Source organism: Citrobacter sp. Cpo148, assembly GCF_030332375.1.
Taxonomy (GTDB): domain Bacteria; phylum Pseudomonadota; class Gammaproteobacteria; order Enterobacterales; family Enterobacteriaceae; genus Citrobacter; species Citrobacter portucalensis.
Map to the genome: position 1 here is coordinate 304,624 of NZ_JAOWHY010000043.1, position 16,356 is coordinate 320,979.

17 protein-coding genes are annotated in these 16,356 nt (G+C 50.8%); 8 read left to right on the forward strand and 9 right to left on the reverse strand.

Going from position 1 to position 16,356, the window contains the following annotated elements; all coding sequences use genetic code 11:
* Positions 1 to 185: 185 nt before the first annotated feature.
* Positions 186 to 1,130, reverse strand: a complete 945-nt coding sequence (gene ydgH / locus OGY10_RS11410; RefSeq protein WP_003832856.1) for a DUF1471 family protein YdgH — start codon at positions 1,128 to 1,130, stop codon at positions 186 to 188.
* Positions 1,131 to 1,655: 525 nt separating this feature from the next.
* Between ydgH and pntA the strand changes: the two genes are divergently transcribed.
* Positions 1,656 to 3,185 carry a Re/Si-specific NAD(P)(+) transhydrogenase subunit alpha gene (gene pntA, locus OGY10_RS11415; RefSeq protein WP_020996412.1) on the forward strand — a complete coding sequence of 510 codons (1,530 nt, stop codon included), beginning with the start codon at positions 1,656 to 1,658 and terminating at the stop codon, positions 3,183 to 3,185.
* 10 nt (positions 3,186 to 3,195) lie between these two features.
* A complete protein-coding gene (gene pntB / locus OGY10_RS11420; protein WP_003832859.1) occupies positions 3,196 to 4,584 on the forward strand; it encodes a Re/Si-specific NAD(P)(+) transhydrogenase subunit beta in 1,389 nt (462 codons plus the stop codon).
* Positions 4,585 to 4,625: 41 nt separating this feature from the next.
* Here pntB and OGY10_RS11425 read toward each other — a convergent pair whose 3' ends face one another.
* Positions 4,626 to 5,477: an aldo/keto reductase gene (locus OGY10_RS11425; protein ID WP_057068941.1), complete on the reverse strand. Its 852-nt coding sequence runs from the start codon at positions 5,475 to 5,477 to the stop codon at positions 4,626 to 4,628.
* Positions 5,478 to 5,739: 262 nt separating this feature from the next.
* Between OGY10_RS11425 and OGY10_RS11430 the strand changes: the two genes are divergently transcribed.
* The gene (locus OGY10_RS11430; RefSeq protein ID WP_186413418.1) at positions 5,740 to 6,936 is read left to right on the forward strand and encodes a multidrug effflux MFS transporter; all 1,197 of its coding nucleotides are present in this window, start codon (positions 5,740 to 5,742) and stop codon (positions 6,934 to 6,936) included.
* A gap of 31 nt (positions 6,937 to 6,967) precedes the next feature.
* Here the strand turns inward: OGY10_RS11430 and OGY10_RS11435 are convergent, their stop codons facing one another.
* Complete coding sequence (locus OGY10_RS11435; RefSeq protein ID WP_003832866.1) at positions 6,968 to 8,002, reverse strand: AI-2E family transporter; 1,035 nt, start codon at positions 8,000 to 8,002, stop codon at positions 6,968 to 6,970.
* Positions 8,003 to 8,140: 138 nt separating this feature from the next.
* On the opposite strand from OGY10_RS11435, the gene OGY10_RS23795 reads away from it, so the two are divergent.
* From OGY10_RS23795 to mdtI, 3 genes are all read left to right on the forward strand, one after another.
* Positions 8,141 to 8,311 (forward strand): protein YdgV, encoded by a 171-nt coding sequence (locus OGY10_RS23795; protein ID WP_087050578.1) that lies wholly within the window; start codon positions 8,141 to 8,143, stop codon positions 8,309 to 8,311.
* A 107-nt stretch (positions 8,312 to 8,418) separates the two neighbouring features.
* Positions 8,419 to 8,784 carry a multidrug/spermidine efflux SMR transporter subunit MdtJ gene (gene mdtJ, locus OGY10_RS11440; protein WP_162623449.1) on the forward strand — a complete coding sequence of 122 codons (366 nt, stop codon included), beginning with the start codon at positions 8,419 to 8,421 and terminating at the stop codon, positions 8,782 to 8,784.
* Positions 8,771 to 9,100, forward strand: a complete 330-nt coding sequence (mdtI, locus tag OGY10_RS11445; protein WP_008784713.1) for a multidrug/spermidine efflux SMR transporter subunit MdtI — start codon at positions 8,771 to 8,773, stop codon at positions 9,098 to 9,100. Before mdtJ ends, mdtI begins: the two co-directional genes overlap by 14 nt.
* A 34-nt stretch (positions 9,101 to 9,134) precedes the next feature.
* Here mdtI and OGY10_RS11450 read toward each other — a convergent pair whose 3' ends face one another.
* The 6 genes from OGY10_RS11450 to msrP form a co-directional block, all read right to left on the reverse strand.
* Positions 9,135 to 9,956, reverse strand: a complete 822-nt coding sequence (locus OGY10_RS11450; protein ID WP_191226048.1) for a trypsin-like serine peptidase — start codon at positions 9,954 to 9,956, stop codon at positions 9,135 to 9,137.
* 100 nt (positions 9,957 to 10,056) lie between these two features.
* Positions 10,057 to 10,140 (reverse strand): small membrane protein YdgU, encoded by an 84-nt coding sequence (gene ydgU / locus OGY10_RS23800; RefSeq protein WP_049259791.1) that lies wholly within the window; start codon positions 10,138 to 10,140, stop codon positions 10,057 to 10,059.
* 86 nt (positions 10,141 to 10,226) lie between these two features.
* A complete protein-coding gene (gene asr, locus OGY10_RS11455) occupies positions 10,227 to 10,622 on the reverse strand; it encodes an acid resistance repetitive basic protein Asr (protein ID WP_048214236.1) in 396 nt (131 codons plus the stop codon).
* A gap of 137 nt (positions 10,623 to 10,759) precedes the next feature.
* Complete coding sequence (locus OGY10_RS11460) at positions 10,760 to 12,247, reverse strand: carboxypeptidase M32 (protein ID WP_286576759.1); 1,488 nt, start codon at positions 12,245 to 12,247, stop codon at positions 10,760 to 10,762.
* Positions 12,248 to 12,294: 47 nt separating this feature from the next.
* On the reverse strand, positions 12,295 to 12,921 hold the full coding sequence (gene msrQ / locus OGY10_RS11465) for a protein-methionine-sulfoxide reductase heme-binding subunit MsrQ (RefSeq protein WP_008784717.1): 627 nt from the start codon (positions 12,919 to 12,921) through the stop codon (positions 12,295 to 12,297).
* Positions 12,922 to 13,926 (reverse strand): protein-methionine-sulfoxide reductase catalytic subunit MsrP, encoded by a 1,005-nt coding sequence (gene msrP / locus OGY10_RS11470; protein WP_103285173.1) that lies wholly within the window; start codon positions 13,924 to 13,926, stop codon positions 12,922 to 12,924. It lies immediately after the preceding gene.
* 188 nt (positions 13,927 to 14,114) lie between these two features.
* Between msrP and OGY10_RS11475 the strand changes: the two genes are divergently transcribed.
* Both OGY10_RS11475 and OGY10_RS11480 read left to right on the forward strand, forming a co-directional pair.
* On the forward strand, positions 14,115 to 14,837 hold the full coding sequence (locus OGY10_RS11475; protein WP_191227211.1) for a winged helix-turn-helix domain-containing protein: 723 nt from the start codon (positions 14,115 to 14,117) through the stop codon (positions 14,835 to 14,837).
* Positions 14,834 to 16,324, forward strand: a complete 1,491-nt coding sequence (locus OGY10_RS11480; RefSeq protein ID WP_191226020.1) for a sensor histidine kinase — start codon at positions 14,834 to 14,836, stop codon at positions 16,322 to 16,324. Before OGY10_RS11475 ends, OGY10_RS11480 begins: the two co-directional genes overlap by 4 nt.
* Positions 16,325 to 16,356: the final 32 nt, after the last annotated feature.

Consider the following 16,356-nt stretch of genomic DNA (forward strand, 5'->3'; position numbering starts at 1 on the left):
TGGTGAAAGCCACTAAGGCGCGGGATTTTACGGAGAGAAGAGAACGCATGCAATGGGGATAGAGAGATTTGTGACTAATAGTGTGAAAAGTTGTCTTAATACTGCTGTTTTTGTTTTGTCTGGAAACAGAACTGCGCGAAATTATCAGGTCTACAAGGACTGTAGACCTGATAAGGCATTGGGTATTACTTATACAGATCGGCGCTGATCGTCACGTTGTTACCACGTTCTGACCACTGGCGGGTAATGTGATAGTACTTCGCGCCTTTCTTCGCTGCGCGTTTTGCTACCTGATAAGAGACTTCCGTCATGTTGCCGTAGTTACCCGTGAACTTGATGCTGTCGAACGGTACCATCATGGCGGCTGTCGCTTTGTTCAGTTCTTCAACTTTGGTTCCATCCGGTAGCGTGACAGTGTAACGTCCGCCTTTGGTCGATTGCGTTTCGAAGAAGCGGCCGACTTCAGCACTCGGAGAAGCGGTAGTTGCTACGCCCGGGATCTCAACTTTCTTCGCGGCTTCGCCACCTGCTGCTAATGCGGCACGACCAGCATCTGAATCTGCTGGGATCGCATCAGGGCTTTGTACAATGCGTTTTTTCGCATCAGCTTTATAGATGAATGCAGTAATACGCTGGTTGCCGCCCTGGTTAGCATCGACCTGACGCACGATATAGAAGGAGTAAGCACCTTTCTCTTTCGCTGCTTTGGTGATGGCATCGTTTACTTCAGGCTGGCTACGGTAGAAACCTTGCACTGTAACGGTGTCGTAAGGTTCTATCAGAACGGCCTGATCTTTTGGCAATTCCATAACACCGTTAATGACACGGTTTTTTGACGCTTCCGCTTTTTCAGCGTCGGCTTTATAGACGTCGGCAACAACGCGCCAGTTACCGCCGCTGCCAAAATCTGAGGTATCAACAACATAAAAGGAGGCTGCACCGTCTTTATCTGCACGGCGCGAAACGGCAGCAACCGCATCACCGATAGCATTAAAACGACCGGTGACCACAATGCGGTCATAGGGTTTCAGGGCAGCCGCTTGCTCCGGCGTCAATTCTGTCGCTGCATTTACAGAAAAAGCAGTCGCAGAAATTAGTGCGGACGCCAGGAGAGTGTTCTTAAGCTTCATAAAAATAATCCTTCGCCTTGCGCAAACCAGGTACTGGTATTGTTATTGACTAGAAACGTCGCTGATTATTGCATTTAAATTGTGTCAGTGTCTGCGTCATTTTTCACTCATCGTGTCACGTTAGGTAACAACAGCGATAACATTTTGTGATATGCCGAAAATTTCGGCGTTTGGTGACCAAAACTGATAAAGCAGTTGAATTTCATAAGTTAATTTAATGTTAATTAATTGTTTTTGGCAGGTAGATAATCATGTTTTGCCGCTTCGCTTGAGCGAATTATCAGCCTTTGCGGGCTATTTTTAGGGCATTTTATCTGTCTGAGGTTCGATTCATCTCTATTTCGCGAATTTCATAATAAATACTGTTTTTTGGCGCTAGATCACAGGCGTCATTTTCAGTAGGTTATACAGAGTTTGTTACTGTTTTATTTTATTGAGGTAACACTGACCTCTTTCGAGAGTGCGCGCATGCCTCGTGCGAACATTGATAAACCATCATCATAATTACAGATGGAAGGGAACATTATGCGAATTGGCATACCAAGAGAACGGTTAACCAATGAAACCCGCGTTGCAGCCACGCCGAAGACGGTTGAGCAGCTGCTTAAACTGGGTTTCAGCGTCGCGGTTGAAAGCGGTGCAGGTCAACTGGCGAGTTTTGACGATAAGGCGTTTGTACAAGCAGGCGCAGAAATTGTTGATGGAAATGCAGTCTGGCAGTCAGAGATCATCCTGAAGGTCAATGCGCCGGAGGAGGCGGAAATTCCGTTACTCAATCCGGGCACGACGCTGGTGAGTTTTCTTTGGCCCGCGCAAAACCCTGAGCTGCTGCAAAAACTTGCAGAGCGCAACGTGACGGTCATGGCGATGGACTCCGTGCCGCGTATTTCGCGCGCGCAGTCGCTGGATGCCTTAAGCTCGATGGCGAACATCGCCGGGTATCGCGCTATTGTTGAAGCTGCACATGAATTCGGTCGCTTCTTCACCGGCCAGATCACCGCCGCAGGCAAGGTTCCACCTGCCAAGGTCATGGTGATTGGTGCGGGTGTGGCAGGTCTTGCGGCGATCGGTGCGGCAAACAGCCTGGGCGCTATCGTGCGCGCTTTTGATACCCGTCCGGAAGTGAAGGAACAAGTGCAGAGTATGGGCGCAGAGTTCCTTGAACTGGACTTTAAAGAAGAAGCGGGCAGCGGCGATGGCTATGCCAAAGTGATGTCCGAAGCGTTCATCAAAGCTGAAATGGAACTCTTCGCTGCGCAGGCGAAAGACGTCGACATTATCGTTACCACAGCGCTGATTCCGGGCAAACCGGCCCCGAAACTGATCACCCGTGAAATGGTCGATTCGATGAAAGCGGGCAGCGTAATTGTCGATCTTGCCGCGCAAAACGGCGGTAACTGCGAATATACCGTGCCTAATCAGGTGACCACCACCGAGAACGGGGTGAAGGTTATCGGCTATACCGATCTGCCTGGCCGTTTGCCAACGCAATCTTCCCAGCTGTACGGCACGAACCTCGTCAACCTGCTCAAACTGTTGTGTAAAGAGAAAGACGGCAATATCACTGTCGATTTTGACGACGTGGTTGTGCGTGGTGTCACGGTGGTTCGTGATGGTGAAATCACCTGGCCTGCGCCACCGATCCAGGTTTCTGCTCAGCCGCAGGCAGCGCCAAAAGCCGCACCTGCGCCGAAAGAAGAGAAAAAACCTGTCTCTCCGTGGCGCAAATATGCGCTGATGGCGCTGGTAGTGATTTTGTTTGGCTGGCTCGCCGACGTCGCGCCGAAAGAGTTCCTTGGTCACTTTACGGTGTTCGCGCTTTCCTGCGTGGTGGGTTACTACGTGGTCTGGAATGTGTCACATGCGTTGCATACTCCGCTGATGTCTGTGACTAACGCCATCTCGGGGATTATCGTGGTTGGGGCGTTATTGCAAATTGGCCAGGGTGGCTGGGTGAGTTTCCTGAGCTTTATCGCGGTGCTTATTGCCAGCATTAATATTTTCGGTGGCTTCACCGTGACTCAGCGCATGCTGAAAATGTTCCGGAAAAACTAAGGGGTAACATATGTCTGGAGGATTAGTTACAGCTGCATACATTGTTGCCGCGATCCTGTTTATTTTTAGTCTGGCGGGGCTTTCGAAACACGAAACCTCTCAGCAGGGTAACAACTACGGCATCGCCGGGATGGCGATTGCGCTGATTGCTACGATTTTTGGCCCGGATACCGGCAACGTTGCGTGGATCCTGGTAGCGATGATCATCGGCGGCGCGATTGGTATTCGTCTGGCGAAGAAAGTCGAAATGACCGAGATGCCGGAGCTGGTGGCGATTCTGCACAGCTTCGTCGGTCTGGCTGCGGTACTGGTGGGGTTCAACAGCTACCTGTATCACGATACGGGCCTGGAGCCGATTCTGGTGAACATTCACCTGACGGAAGTGTTCCTGGGTATCTTCATCGGTGCGGTGACCTTTACCGGTTCTGTGGTGGCCTTTGGCAAACTGCGCGGCAAGATCTCCTCTAAACCGCTGATGCTGCCGAATCGTCACAAAATGAACCTGGCGGCGCTGGTTGTTTCTTTCCTGCTGCTGGTGGTGTTTGTTCGTACCGAAAGCGTGGGCCTGCAGGTTCTGGCGCTGCTGGTGATGACCATTATTGCACTGGCTTTTGGCTGGCATCTGGTGGCGTCCATTGGCGGTGCGGATATGCCGGTTGTTGTTTCAATGCTTAACTCCTATTCAGGATGGGCGGCGGCGGCGGCGGGCTTTATGCTGAGCAACGATCTGCTGATCGTTACCGGTGCGCTGGTCGGTTCTTCTGGTGCAATCCTGTCTTACATTATGTGTAAGGCGATGAACCGTTCATTTTTCAGCGTTATTGCGGGCGGCTTTGGTTCTGACGGTTCTTCTACCGGATCTGATGAAGAAGTTGGTGAACATCGTGAGATTACTGCGGAAGACACAGCAGAAATGCTGAAGAACTCGCACTCCGTGATCATCACCCCGGGCTACGGCATGGCAGTGGCTCAGGCACAGTATCCGGTCGCGGAAATTACTGAGAAACTTCGCGCGCGCGGCATCAAAGTGCGTTTTGGTATTCACCCGGTAGCAGGGCGCTTGCCAGGTCATATGAACGTGCTGCTGGCGGAAGCCAAAGTACCTTATGACATCGTGCTGGAAATGGATGAGATCAACGATGATTTCGCCGATACCGATACCGTGCTGGTCATTGGTGCCAACGACACGGTAAACCCGGCGGCGCAGGATGACCCGCGCAGCCCGATCGCCGGCATGCCGGTGCTGGAAGTGTGGAAAGCACAGAACGTAATTGTGTTCAAACGTTCAATGAACACCGGCTATGCAGGTGTGCAGAACCCGCTGTTCTTTAAAGATAACACCCATATGCTGTTTGGCGATGCCAAAGCCAGCGTGGATGCGATCCTGAAAGCGCTGTAATTGCCAGTAAAAGTAAGACGGCCTCTGCGGAGGCCGTTTTTTTAAACATCCAGTTTACGTTGGGTGATCCATTCCACACGAGCCGGATCGCGATGCGAGAAGAACGCGCTGGTTCCGCTGTCCATCGCGGCAATTTGCGTCATCTCTTCCGCCGTTAGGGCAAAGTCCAGCACCTGAATATTCTCGGCCATCCGCGTTTTGCGCACGGTTTTCGCCAGCGAAATTATCCCACGTTGATAAATCCAACGCAGCACGACTTGACCAACGCTTTTGCCATATTTTTCACCAATAGCCGATAAGACCGGGTTCTGAAACAGGTCATTGCGTCCTTCAGCGAACGGCGCCCAGGCTTGTGGTTGAATATTCCGGCTCTGCATCCAGGCTACGGCATGCGGTTGCTGATGAAAAGGATTCACCTCAATCTGGTTAACGGCTGGAATAATGCGATTGAAAGCGATTAAATCCGCCAGACGATCCGGATGAAAGTTACTCACGCCAATCGCGCGGATTTTCCCTTCTTCATATAATTCTTCCATCGCGCGCCAGGCACCGTGCACATCGCCATAGGGCTGATGAATCAAATAAAGGTCAATATAATCCAGTTGAAGCCGTTGCAGAGAACGTGCGAATTGCGCCTTTGCGCCTGCATAGTTGGTATCCTGTAACCACAGTTTGGTAGTCATAAAAAGCGCCTCGCGGGGGACTCCGCTTTGCTTAAGTGCATTGCCGACCTGAGTTTCATTCTGGTAGGAGGCAGCGGTATCAATCAGGCGATATCCTGTATCAATGGCATCCCGTACGGCTTGCTCACATTCGCTGGCATCGGTCATTTGATAAACGCCAAATCCGAGCAGGGGCATCTCAACACCGTTATTCAGAACTGTTGTATTCATTGGGTTCTCCTGAGCATCATCGTTGCATTGGCTGCAGATTAGCAAATCTGTGTTGATACGATTAGTCTGTGAAATTCGCATGGACCTATGAGTAGAATTCATTTCTGAAAGGTAATTATTGGAAGTCAGTCACAAAATATGACGTATATGATTTCACCATTCATGATTTCAGTTCATAAACTCATGCGGTTTTAACCGTCTAATCACGGCAATACGTTGTCTATATACTGCGACCTGACTTTTTAGAACATGACAGGGCACTATGCGTACACGTGAACATGCCTCACCGGTAACTACCGCAAGCCAGACCGGTCTTACTTTTATTCTGATCCTCAGTGGCCTGATGGCCTTTACATCGCTTTCTACCGATATTTATCTTCCAGCAATGCCGACGATGGCCGAGGATTTACATGGCAATGTTGAGCTGACGATTACTGGTTTCTTAATTGGTTTTACTATCGCACAGTTGATTTGGGGGCCGATTAGCGATCATATGGGGCGGCGCAAGCCGCTGTTTATCGGCATGGTGCTATTTATCATTGGTTCCGCAGGGTGTGCGCTGTCTACAAGTATCACGCAAATTGTTTTCTGGCGGGTATTTCAGGCGCTTGGAGCCTGTACCGGACCTATGCTGGCGCGAGCGATGATCCGCGATCTCTTTGCACGTACTCGTGCGGCGCAAATGCTCTCGACCCTGGTGTTGGTTATGGCGATTGCGCCAATCGCCGGACCGTTGATTGGCGGGCAAATTATTCGCCTGAGCACCTGGCACTCAATTTTTTGGCTGCTGGTGGTGATTGGTGCGCTGATGTTTATCTCCCTAAACTGGCTGCCCGAAACATTGCCGGAAGATAAACGAGTGAAAGCCTCTTTGGCTGGCGCATTTCGTAATTACCGCTCGTTGTTAACGAATGGGCGTTTTATGCGCTATACCCTGAGCCTGACGTTTTATTACGTCGGTGCGTACGCGTTTATTACCGGGTCACCGTTTGTTTATATTAGCTATTACCATGTTGATCCACAGCATTACGGCTGGTTGTTTGCGCTAAACATTATCGGTGTTATGGCGATGAGCGTGGTTAACCGTCGTCTGGTTCAACGACATGCTCTGGAACAACTGCTGAAATATGCGACGATGCTGGCGGCGCTGGCCGCAGTGGCGCTTGCACTGATGGTTAAGCTGGAGTCAGGCGGAATTGTTGCCATTATCGTTTCCATTTTTCTGCTGTTCTCGATGAATGGCATTATTGCCGCGACGTCGACTGCCGCGGCGTTGGACGCGGTACCGAACATTGCGGGTTCAGCTTCGGCGCTGATTGGCGCGTTGCAATATGGCAGCGGTATTATCTCATCGTTGCTGCTGGCCGCCTTCAGTGATGGCACGCCCTGGACCATGGCGTGGATAATAGCGCTATTTACGCTGTTAAGCGCCGTTTTGGCTTTCCGCGTGAAACGATAAAGGAAATGCCCCGCAATGGCGGGGCGAAAACTCATTCTTTGTTCAGATCGCTAAGTAGTACGGCAATACTTTGACCGCCGTTGGTTTGCTCAAGCGCGATTTTCACGATGATGGTCAGCGGCACAGAAAGCAGCATCCCCACGGGACCGAGCAACCAGCCCCAGAAGATTAACGACAGAAATACTACCAGCGTGGACAGCCCCAGCCCGCGGCCCATGATCCGCGGCTCGAGGATATTCCCGAATACCAGGTTGATGACCAGATAGCCTGCCAGAACCACCAGCGCATCGTAAAGACCGCTGAATGCCAGCACCTGAGCAATAGGGGGAATGGCCGCCAATACAGAACCGATATTAGGGATGTAGTTCAGGGCGAAGGCCAGTAATCCCCAGACAAAGGCAAAGCGCACATCCAATGCAGCAAGCATGCCCCAGGCGACCAACCCGGTCACAATGCTGATTGCCGTTTTAAGCACCAGATAGTGGGAGACGCTGTCGATGGCGCGTTGAATCGCCGCCATACCTTCAATGGGGCGACTCATCATTTGTTTGAGTTTGTTGGGCAGTTGCGGTACTTCCAGCAGCATAAAAACTACCGTCAGTAGCAGTAAAAATATCGATGACATAGCATTTGAAAGCTGCGCCAGTAAATTGGTCACCAGCGTCATTGCCGCGTTTGGATCGATATATTTGACGAGCTCGTCCACGGAAACGCCGATCCCTGCGCGTTGTAACCATGGTTCAAGATTTTTTAGTGGGATAACCAGTGAAGAGCGATATTGCGGTAGCGTTCGCGCAAGTTCATTTAAGGATGTACCTAAATACGCCAACAGCAGCACCATTAACATTACAATAATAACGATAAGCAATGACACCGCAATTACGCGCGGTATGCGAAGCTTGACCATCCGCTGCACCACGGGATTGAGCACAACGGCTATAAATAACGCCAGAATAAAGGGGACGATGATATCTGCGGCAAAGCGAATACCGCTCAGGATGATAACCAGCATGCCCAGCATAATGACTATTTTTAGACCGTTAAGCGTGATGATCGGTTTCGCCATGTGTATTCCCGCATTTTTCATTTTTGAATCTGCATAATAATGTGATTTGCGTCGAGCCGTTATAACAAAAATCAAACGGGGCAGGTAAAGAAGTGAAAAGACTTTGAGTTCGTCTTGAAGCTATGATACAAATCATCTGTGTTTAACTACCGAGGACAATTATCATCCGCGATGATGAGAAGCAACACTGCGGATAATTGTAATATTATGGACAATATGTTCAGGATGTTTTTGCGTTTACCTACACTTCTTCGTACCTCCTCTACTTTCTTGCTTGCGGGTGAGCAACACTGGCGCAACGCGCTTTAGTCCCTTCTTCTGCCTGAGCTGGCGCTGTGCGCTGAGCTAACTAATTTTATTTTTTGGTTTACTGCATGCAGTAGGCCTAAAGGACTATATTCTCAAGCAGGAGAAGCATCATGTTTTACTGGATATTATTAGGTCTGGCCATCGCGGCTGAAATTACTGGTACGCTGTCAATGAAATGGGCAAGCGTTGGCCATGGTAATTCAGGCTTTATTTTAATGCTGGTAATGATCGCCTTATCATATATTTTTCTTAGTTTCGCTGTTAAAAAAATTGCCCTTGGTGTGGCCTATGCCTTGTGGGAAGGTATCGGTATTTTATTTATTACGCTGTTTAGTGTGTTGTTATTTGACGAAACCTTGTCCACGATGAAAGTGGCTGGACTGGTCTCGCTGGTATTAGGCATTGTGCTGATCAAGTCTGGTACTCGAAAACCTGCCAAAACGAGCAAAGAGGTGACCCATGCAGCAGTTTGAGTGGGTTCATGGTGCCTGGCTTGGCATGGCCATCGTGCTGGAAATAGTCGCTAACGTCTTTTTGAAATTTTCTGATGGATTTCGCCGCAAGGTTTATGGCGTGCTGTCGCTGGCTGCCGTGTTAGCGGCCTTTAGCGCGCTGTCGCAGGCGGTAAAAGGTATTGACCTTTCTGTTGCCTACGCTTTGTGGGGCGGGTTTGGGATTGCCGCGACGTTAGCGGCTGGTTGGGTGTTGTTTGGTCAGCGCCTGAATAATAAAGGCTGGATCGGCGTGGCGCTGCTGCTGGCCGGAATGGTGATGATTAAACTTGCCTGATATCCGTGCTGCCCGTTAATGCGGGCAGCATATGTTACTCCTGCGCCAACTCTTCCAGCTTATCGCGAAAACCGGTCACGGATATGGCGCGATTATCGGCTCGCCAGCGATCTTTCGCCGCCGGAGCGGAGCTTTGTACGCCAATCAACTGCCAGCTTGAATCTGTCTTCAGCATCAACGGTGAACCGCTGTCGCCCGGGAGCGTGTCGCACTGGTGCGACAAGACGGTATTCTGCGCCCAGCCGGTCACCACGCAATCCTGATGGGTGTACAAATCGTCCAGATGATCTTCCGGATAGCCCGACTGTGTGACTTTGCGATCGGCGGTTTTCAACGCCGCGGTTAACGCCGCTTTATCACCTTCAAATAATGGTAGGGGCGTGATTCCGGAAGGCGGGTAACGCAGCACCACCAGACCAAAATCCCACGGGGCTGCTGATGGCGGCACAATCCAGCCATCGCCATCGGCTTTCAAACGCTTACCGAGTGAGGGATCAACCCGTCCTTCGATTCCATGGATTTCATAGCGCCAGACACCCTTTTTCGACACAAAGCGTAACGCGACGGCTTTATCCGGTTTGCCTTTCGGTGGAGCGAGCAAGCAGTGTCCGGCAGTCAGGGCCAGATGCGGTGAAATGAGCGTGGCGGTACACAGATTACCACTGGCGGTTTCCAGTTGTCCGATAGCGTCCCACGGTGATTGCGTTGGGTCCGTTACTTTCGTGCGATCGTCATGACCAAAAAACAGCGTTTTTATGTTTTCTGCTTCAGCGGTGGTCGTTGCTGGCTGATCCGCATGCGCAACAACAGGAAAAAAACAAATTGAGCCCAGTAATACAGCAATGGTTTTATGCATATCACACTCTGGTGGGGAATTATGATTATAAACAGCAAACCCTCAGTTAATACTATAGACGGGACGGCGAGAAAGTGGGAGTAAAATCAGATAACTACACTCAGGAAAGATAAAAATGCATGGCAATGAGGGCGCAAATTATCAGAGTAATAAGAATGAACTCAAAGCGGTAATGTGACACCATTTTACCCTCCGAAAGGCGGCGCTACATCAGGTCGATCTAGCGCCGTATGCTATGGCGTGGGGGACGCCATAGTAACTACAAATGCGTTATGCTGCAGGTTGAGCTGCTGGTTTAGCGGTGTCGTGTTTTACGGCTTTTTTGGTGTGTTTTTTAGCGGCCTGGGCTTTCTGCTCTGGTGCTTTTTGTTCTGCTGCTGGCTTGGTTGCTGCTTTTTTGGTGTGTTTTTTAGCAGCCTGAGCTTTCTGCTCTGGCGCTTTTTGTTCTACAGCCGGTTTAGTGGTGGATTTTTTAGCGTGTTTCTTGGCAGCCTGCGCTTTCTGCGGCGCTGCTTTGTGCTGTTTTTTATGATGCGTGGTTTTTGCCGGCGCTGCTTTGGTGGTTGCAGCAGCAGTCGGAGCGGTAGTAGCAGTTGTCTCAGCAGCAAACGCAGCAGAAGACAGACCCATAGCAGCGGCAACAACCAGAGCTAATACTTTTTTCATTCTCATACCCTCGATTTGGTTTTTCATTCAACCCCACTGCGGGGCCGTTGAAATAACTATATCGCTGTAAACACAGGGCTTCCGTGAGTCATTGGTTTCGGCGTGTAACGATATGTACAATGACTCACGGTATGAGATTACAAATAGCGGGATTCCAGATGAGAACGGAAATAACGGCTGCTGAGCGGCTCCCCGGTCGCCTGGGTAATAAGCTGTTCAGTAGTAAAGCGGCTGCCATGCTGCCAGATGTTCTGACGTAACCACTCAAACAGAGCACCGAACTCACCTTGGGCAATAGACTGATTCAAATCAGGCAATGCGCGGTTAGCGGCACTGAACAACTGCGCTGCATACATGGCGCCTAATGTATAGGAAGGGAAGTAGCCAAAGCCGCCGTCAGTCCAGTGAATATCCTGCATACAACCGTTACGATAGTTTCCGATCGTTGACAGCCCCAGCCAGGCCTGCATTTTCTCGTTCCACAATGCCGGGATATCATCCACTTCAATATCGCCATTAATAAGCGCACGTTCGATTTCATAACGCAGGATCACGTGAGCGGGATAGCTTACCTCGTCGGCATCAACACGGATAAACCCGGGTTTGACCTGCTGGTTCCAGGCGATGAAATTGCTTTCTTCAAACGCTGCCTGATCGCCAAAGTGGCGCGTTACAGCCGGAATCAACCGCATCAGAAAGGCTTTACTGCGTCCCAGTTGCATCTCAAAGAACAGACTCTGGGACTCATGAATGGCGGTTGAGCGTGCCAGAGCAATAGGTTGCCCAGACCAGCTGCGTGGCAGGTTTTGCTCATAGCGCGCATGACCGGTTTCATGGATCACGCCAAACAGCGCGCTGAGTAATTCGTTTTCATCATAGCGGGTGGTAATGCGAACATCTTCTGGTACGCCGCCACAGAAAGGATGTGCACTGATATCCAGCCGACCAGCGGTAAAGTCGAAACCTAGCTGTGCCATTGTTTCAAGACCCAGCTCTCGCTGTACAGCTGTTGGGAAGGGACCTACCGGGGCGATGAGCGACTGCTGAGACTGCTTTGCCACCACCTTGTTTAGCAGATCGGGCAGCCAGCTTTTAACGTCTGCGAAAAGGACATCCAACTGAGCGCTGGTCATTCCTGGTTCAAAGATGTCCAGTAGCGCGTCATACGGCGAACAACCTTTAGCTTCTGCGCGCAGTCGGGCTTCTTCGCGGCTGTACTTCACAACTTCTTTCAGGTTATCGGAAAATCCTTCCCAGTCATTAGCTGGTCGCTGGCTACGCCAGGCATGCTCACAGCGGCTTCCCGCAAGAGATTTTGCTTCTACCAACGATTCGGGCAACAAGGATGCCTGGTGATGCAATCGCGACATTTCGCGCAGGTTCGCCTGTTCTACATCGTTGAGATCTTCCTGTTGCGCTGCGGCGATCCACATTGCCACTTTCGGATCGGTTAACAGTTGGTGCTCAAGCACGCTCAGCTCGGCCAGCGCTTCGCCTCGGGCTTTACTGCCTCCTGGCGGCATCATGGTAAACATGTCCCAACTGGCGATTGCCGAGAGGTGGGAGAAGCGAGAGAGCCGCTGGAACGTGCGGGTGAGCTGATGGTAATTATCATTGTTACTCATTTTTTGTTCTCGTTCTGTTTAGGTGTGGTTAAGAAGTTTACCGTGATTCACTCACTTTTCATAAACACACCTTTGTACCCGGTTTTCCGTAACAGCTTTTTATAGCGAAAAGCCAGCAGAACCACAAAACAGATGGCGTAGATAATAGGGAGCGGTGATAGCACTTTTACCGACCACAGATAATGCAGCGGTAGCAAAATGGCGGCCAGGTAGACGTAGTTGTGCAATGTTTGCCAGCGTTTGCCCATTTTACGCTGAGCGGCTTGTGTCGAGGTCAACGTCAACAGGAATAAGATAATCCAACCGGCCATACCCAGCATTAGCCATGGGCGTGAAACCAGTTCACGACCCAACAATCCCAAGTTTTGTATACCCAGTTCCAGCAGAGCATAGCTGGTTATATGCAGTGTGGCCCATGCAAAGCACCATAAACCTAACAACCGCCGGGTACGAAACAACAAAGGCTGCTTTGCATAGCGCGCAAGCGGCGATACCAGCAGGGTAGCCAGCAAAAACTTCAGCGCGGTAATGCCCGTAAAGTGCTGGATATCTTTTCCCGGGTCGGCACCCAACCCGCCATGCTGCGCGGCCCAGAAGAGCCATAGCAGGGGTAAAAAACCGGCGAGATGCAGCAGCACTTTCAGGCCGGTTATCTGTTTTGCAGTCAACCTCACTTAAAAATACTCCCGAAGATCCATGCCCTGATATAACGATGCCACCTCATCGGCATAACCATTAAAAGGTAACGTGGGCTGTCGCTGTACATCGAGAATGCCACCCGAACCGATAAAACGCTCAGTAGCCTGGGACCAGCGAGGGTGATCCACCTGCGGATTTACGTTGGCGTAAAATCCGTATTCATTCGGTGCTGACATATTCCAGGTCGTCGGTGGCTGCTCACGCGTCAGCTTGATACTGACTATCGATTTAATGCCCTTGAAGCCGTATTTCCAGGGTACGGTCAGGCGTATCGGCGCCCCGTTTTGCGGCGGCAATGCTTTGCCATATACGCCTACGGTGAGAAGTGTGAGCGGGTGCATAGCCTCATCCAAACGAAGACCTTCGACATAGGGATATTTCAACCCACCGCCAATAAAGCGGTCTTTCTGGCCCGGCATTTCATCAGGGGCGTAGCGTGTTTCAAAAGCGACGTATTTGGCGTGACTAGTTGGCTCAACCAGCGCCAGTAATTTATGCAACGGAAAACCCACCCACGGCACAACCATTGACCAGGCCTCAACGCAACGCATCCGATAAATACGCTCTTCTAATGGAAAGCGTGTGGTCAGCGCATTATGATCCAAGGTTAAAGGTTTGTTGACCTCACCGCTGATGGTTAACGTCCAGGGATCGGTTTTCAGGCTACCGGCATTGGCGGCAGGATCGGCTTTATCCAGACCAAATTCGTAGAAATTGTTGTAGCCCGTCACCTTGTCTTCAGGCGTCAGAGACAGGCTGTTTTGCCAGCGTTCGGGCTTTGTGAACTCAAGCGCTTTGCCTGCGGGTGCGGGTGGACGATCGTTGCCTTTAAACCAATCCAGCAAATTAGCCTGTGTAGGGGAGGACAGCGTGGCCGCAGCTGCACCTATCCCAAGTGCTTTGAGGATCTGTCGTCGTTGCATAAAAAATACTGACTCGGCTGTAACATCTGCTTCCCGAAGTGGACGTTTTTTTAGCATGACTTTTCCTTCTTATTTTCATGTTAAGGAAAACAAGCGACGTTTCCCTGTTGATGTCTGACGTGTCTATAACGACATACTGCTCGCATGCGTATCCCTGGATCCTCACGAAAAGTTAAAAATTTTGTGATAACTTCCGCCCCTTGCCTGAGGTAAGCTTTCAGCACGACGAGAGGGGGATGACACTGATGGCAGGCGCGAAAAAGATATTTTTGGTTGAAGATGACAGCGATATTGCCTCACTTTTGCAGCTTAGCCTGAAGGATGAGGGTTACGAGATTGTTCATGAGGCAGACGGAGCTCGTGCGCTTGAACAACTGGAGAAACACGTCTGGGATGCCGTTATCCTCGATCTGATGCTGCCGGGTGTCGACGGGCTGGAGATTTGTCGTCGCATTCGCCAAATGAGTTTTTATTTGCCCGTCATTATCATCAGCGCCCGCACCAGTGAAACGCACCGTGTATTGGGGCTGGAAATGGGTGCCGATGATTATCTGGCCAAACCTTTCTCGGTGCTGGAGTTGATGGCCCGGGTAAAGGCATTGTTTCGTCGTCAGGAAGCGATGAGTCAGAACCTACGTATGGAGGCGGGGATTATCACCGTTCATGGCGTAGAGATTGACCCATTAGCCCGGGAAGTCCGGCTGCATGGTAAATCCCTCGATTTAACGCCGCGCGAATTCGATCTGCTCTATTTTTTCGCCCGTCATCCAGGCGAGGTCTTTTCGCGTCAGGCGCTGTTAGATCAGGTGTGGGGCTACCAGCATGAAGGGTATGAGCATACGGTGAACAGTCATATTAATCGCCTGCGGACCAAAATCGAAAAGGATGCTGCCGAGCCGGACATTATTCTCACGGTTTGGGGACGAGGCTATAAGCTTGCTGCGGTTAACGCGGAGCATCAGCCATGATTTATCGCCTGTCGCTGAGCCAGCGTCTGACCCTCGTCTTTACCGCCATTATGCTGATTTGCGCGGTTACCGTCAGTGTTGTCCAAATCCGCAGCAGTAAACAGTATGGCGACGCCATGGTGCAAAGGCTCTCGCTGGAGCTGGCGAGCAAGATTGTCAAAAGTGAGTCGCTTATTGATACCAGCGGGCAGATTAATCGCCAGACCTTAAAAGGATTGTTTAATCACCTGATGACGCTCAACCCCAGCGTGGAGCTGTATCTGATTTCACCGTCAGGTGAAATACTTGCTGATGCCGCACCGCCGGGGCATATCCAGCGGCAGAAAATTAGCGTACAGCCGATACAGGATTTCCTTAATTCAGATGCGTTGCCCGTCTATGGCAACGATCCGCGTAGCAGCCAGCAAAAGGTATTCAGCGCCGCGCCAGTTTTATATAACGGTGAGCTACATGGCTATTTGTACATTATTCTGCAGGGCGAAGATCTGAATATGCTGGCGAATACCGCCTGGCAAAAAACGCTCTGGAATACCGTGGCCTGGACGTTAATACTGGTTTTATTCGCCGGTGGAATTGCAGGTTTTCTGGTGTGGCGATGGGTGACGAATCCAGTAAAAAGGCTAACCGGACAGGTGGTAAAACTGGAGAAGGACAGCATTACCGTCATCAAACAATTGGCACAAAAAAATCCCGAACCGGTACCGGAGAATGAAATAGCGCTGCTGAACAATGCGTTTATTGAGTTAGCGCAGAAAATTGCCCAGCAGTGGGATTTATTAGCAGACAGCGATCGTCAGCTCAGAGAGTTTATTGCCAATATTTCGCACGATTTACGCACGCCGTTGACTTCACTGTTGGGGTATCTGGAAATGCTGTCGCTGAAAGCCGATACGATGACGCCGGAGGAAAACCGGCATTATCTTAGCATCGCGCTGCGCCAGGGGCATAAAGTTCGCCATCTGTCACAACAGCTGTTTGAGCTGGCAAGGCTGGAGCATGGCGGTATAAAACCGCAGCGTGAACGTTTTGCTATTGGTGAATTGATCCAGGATGTGGCACAGAAATTTGATCTCCCTGTTGCCACGCGTCATTTGCAGTTGCACCTTGACGTAACGGGGCCGTTACCGCTGGTGAATGCCGATTTATCGATGATAGAAAGAGTCGTGACGAATTTGCTGGATAACGCTATCCGTCATACGCCTGACGGAGGCGAAGTGCGGCTAAAAGTCTGGCGTGATGAAGACCGTTTATTCGCCGAAGTGCAGGACAGTGGGCCAGGGGTAGAAGACGCTGTGCGAGAAGTATTGTTTCAGCGCCCGACCGCGTTAATTCCCCGTGAGCAGCGGGCCGAGCGCGGCGGCCTGGGCTTACTGATCGTGCGTAGAATGCTCGAACTGCATGGAGGAGATATACATCTGGTTAACTCAACGGCAGGGGCCTGCTTCCGTTTCTCGTTGCCGTTGGCGGATTCTCCTCTGAGTAGTTGACGGTGAAGTTCCGGAGTAAAGAGGGTTTTGGC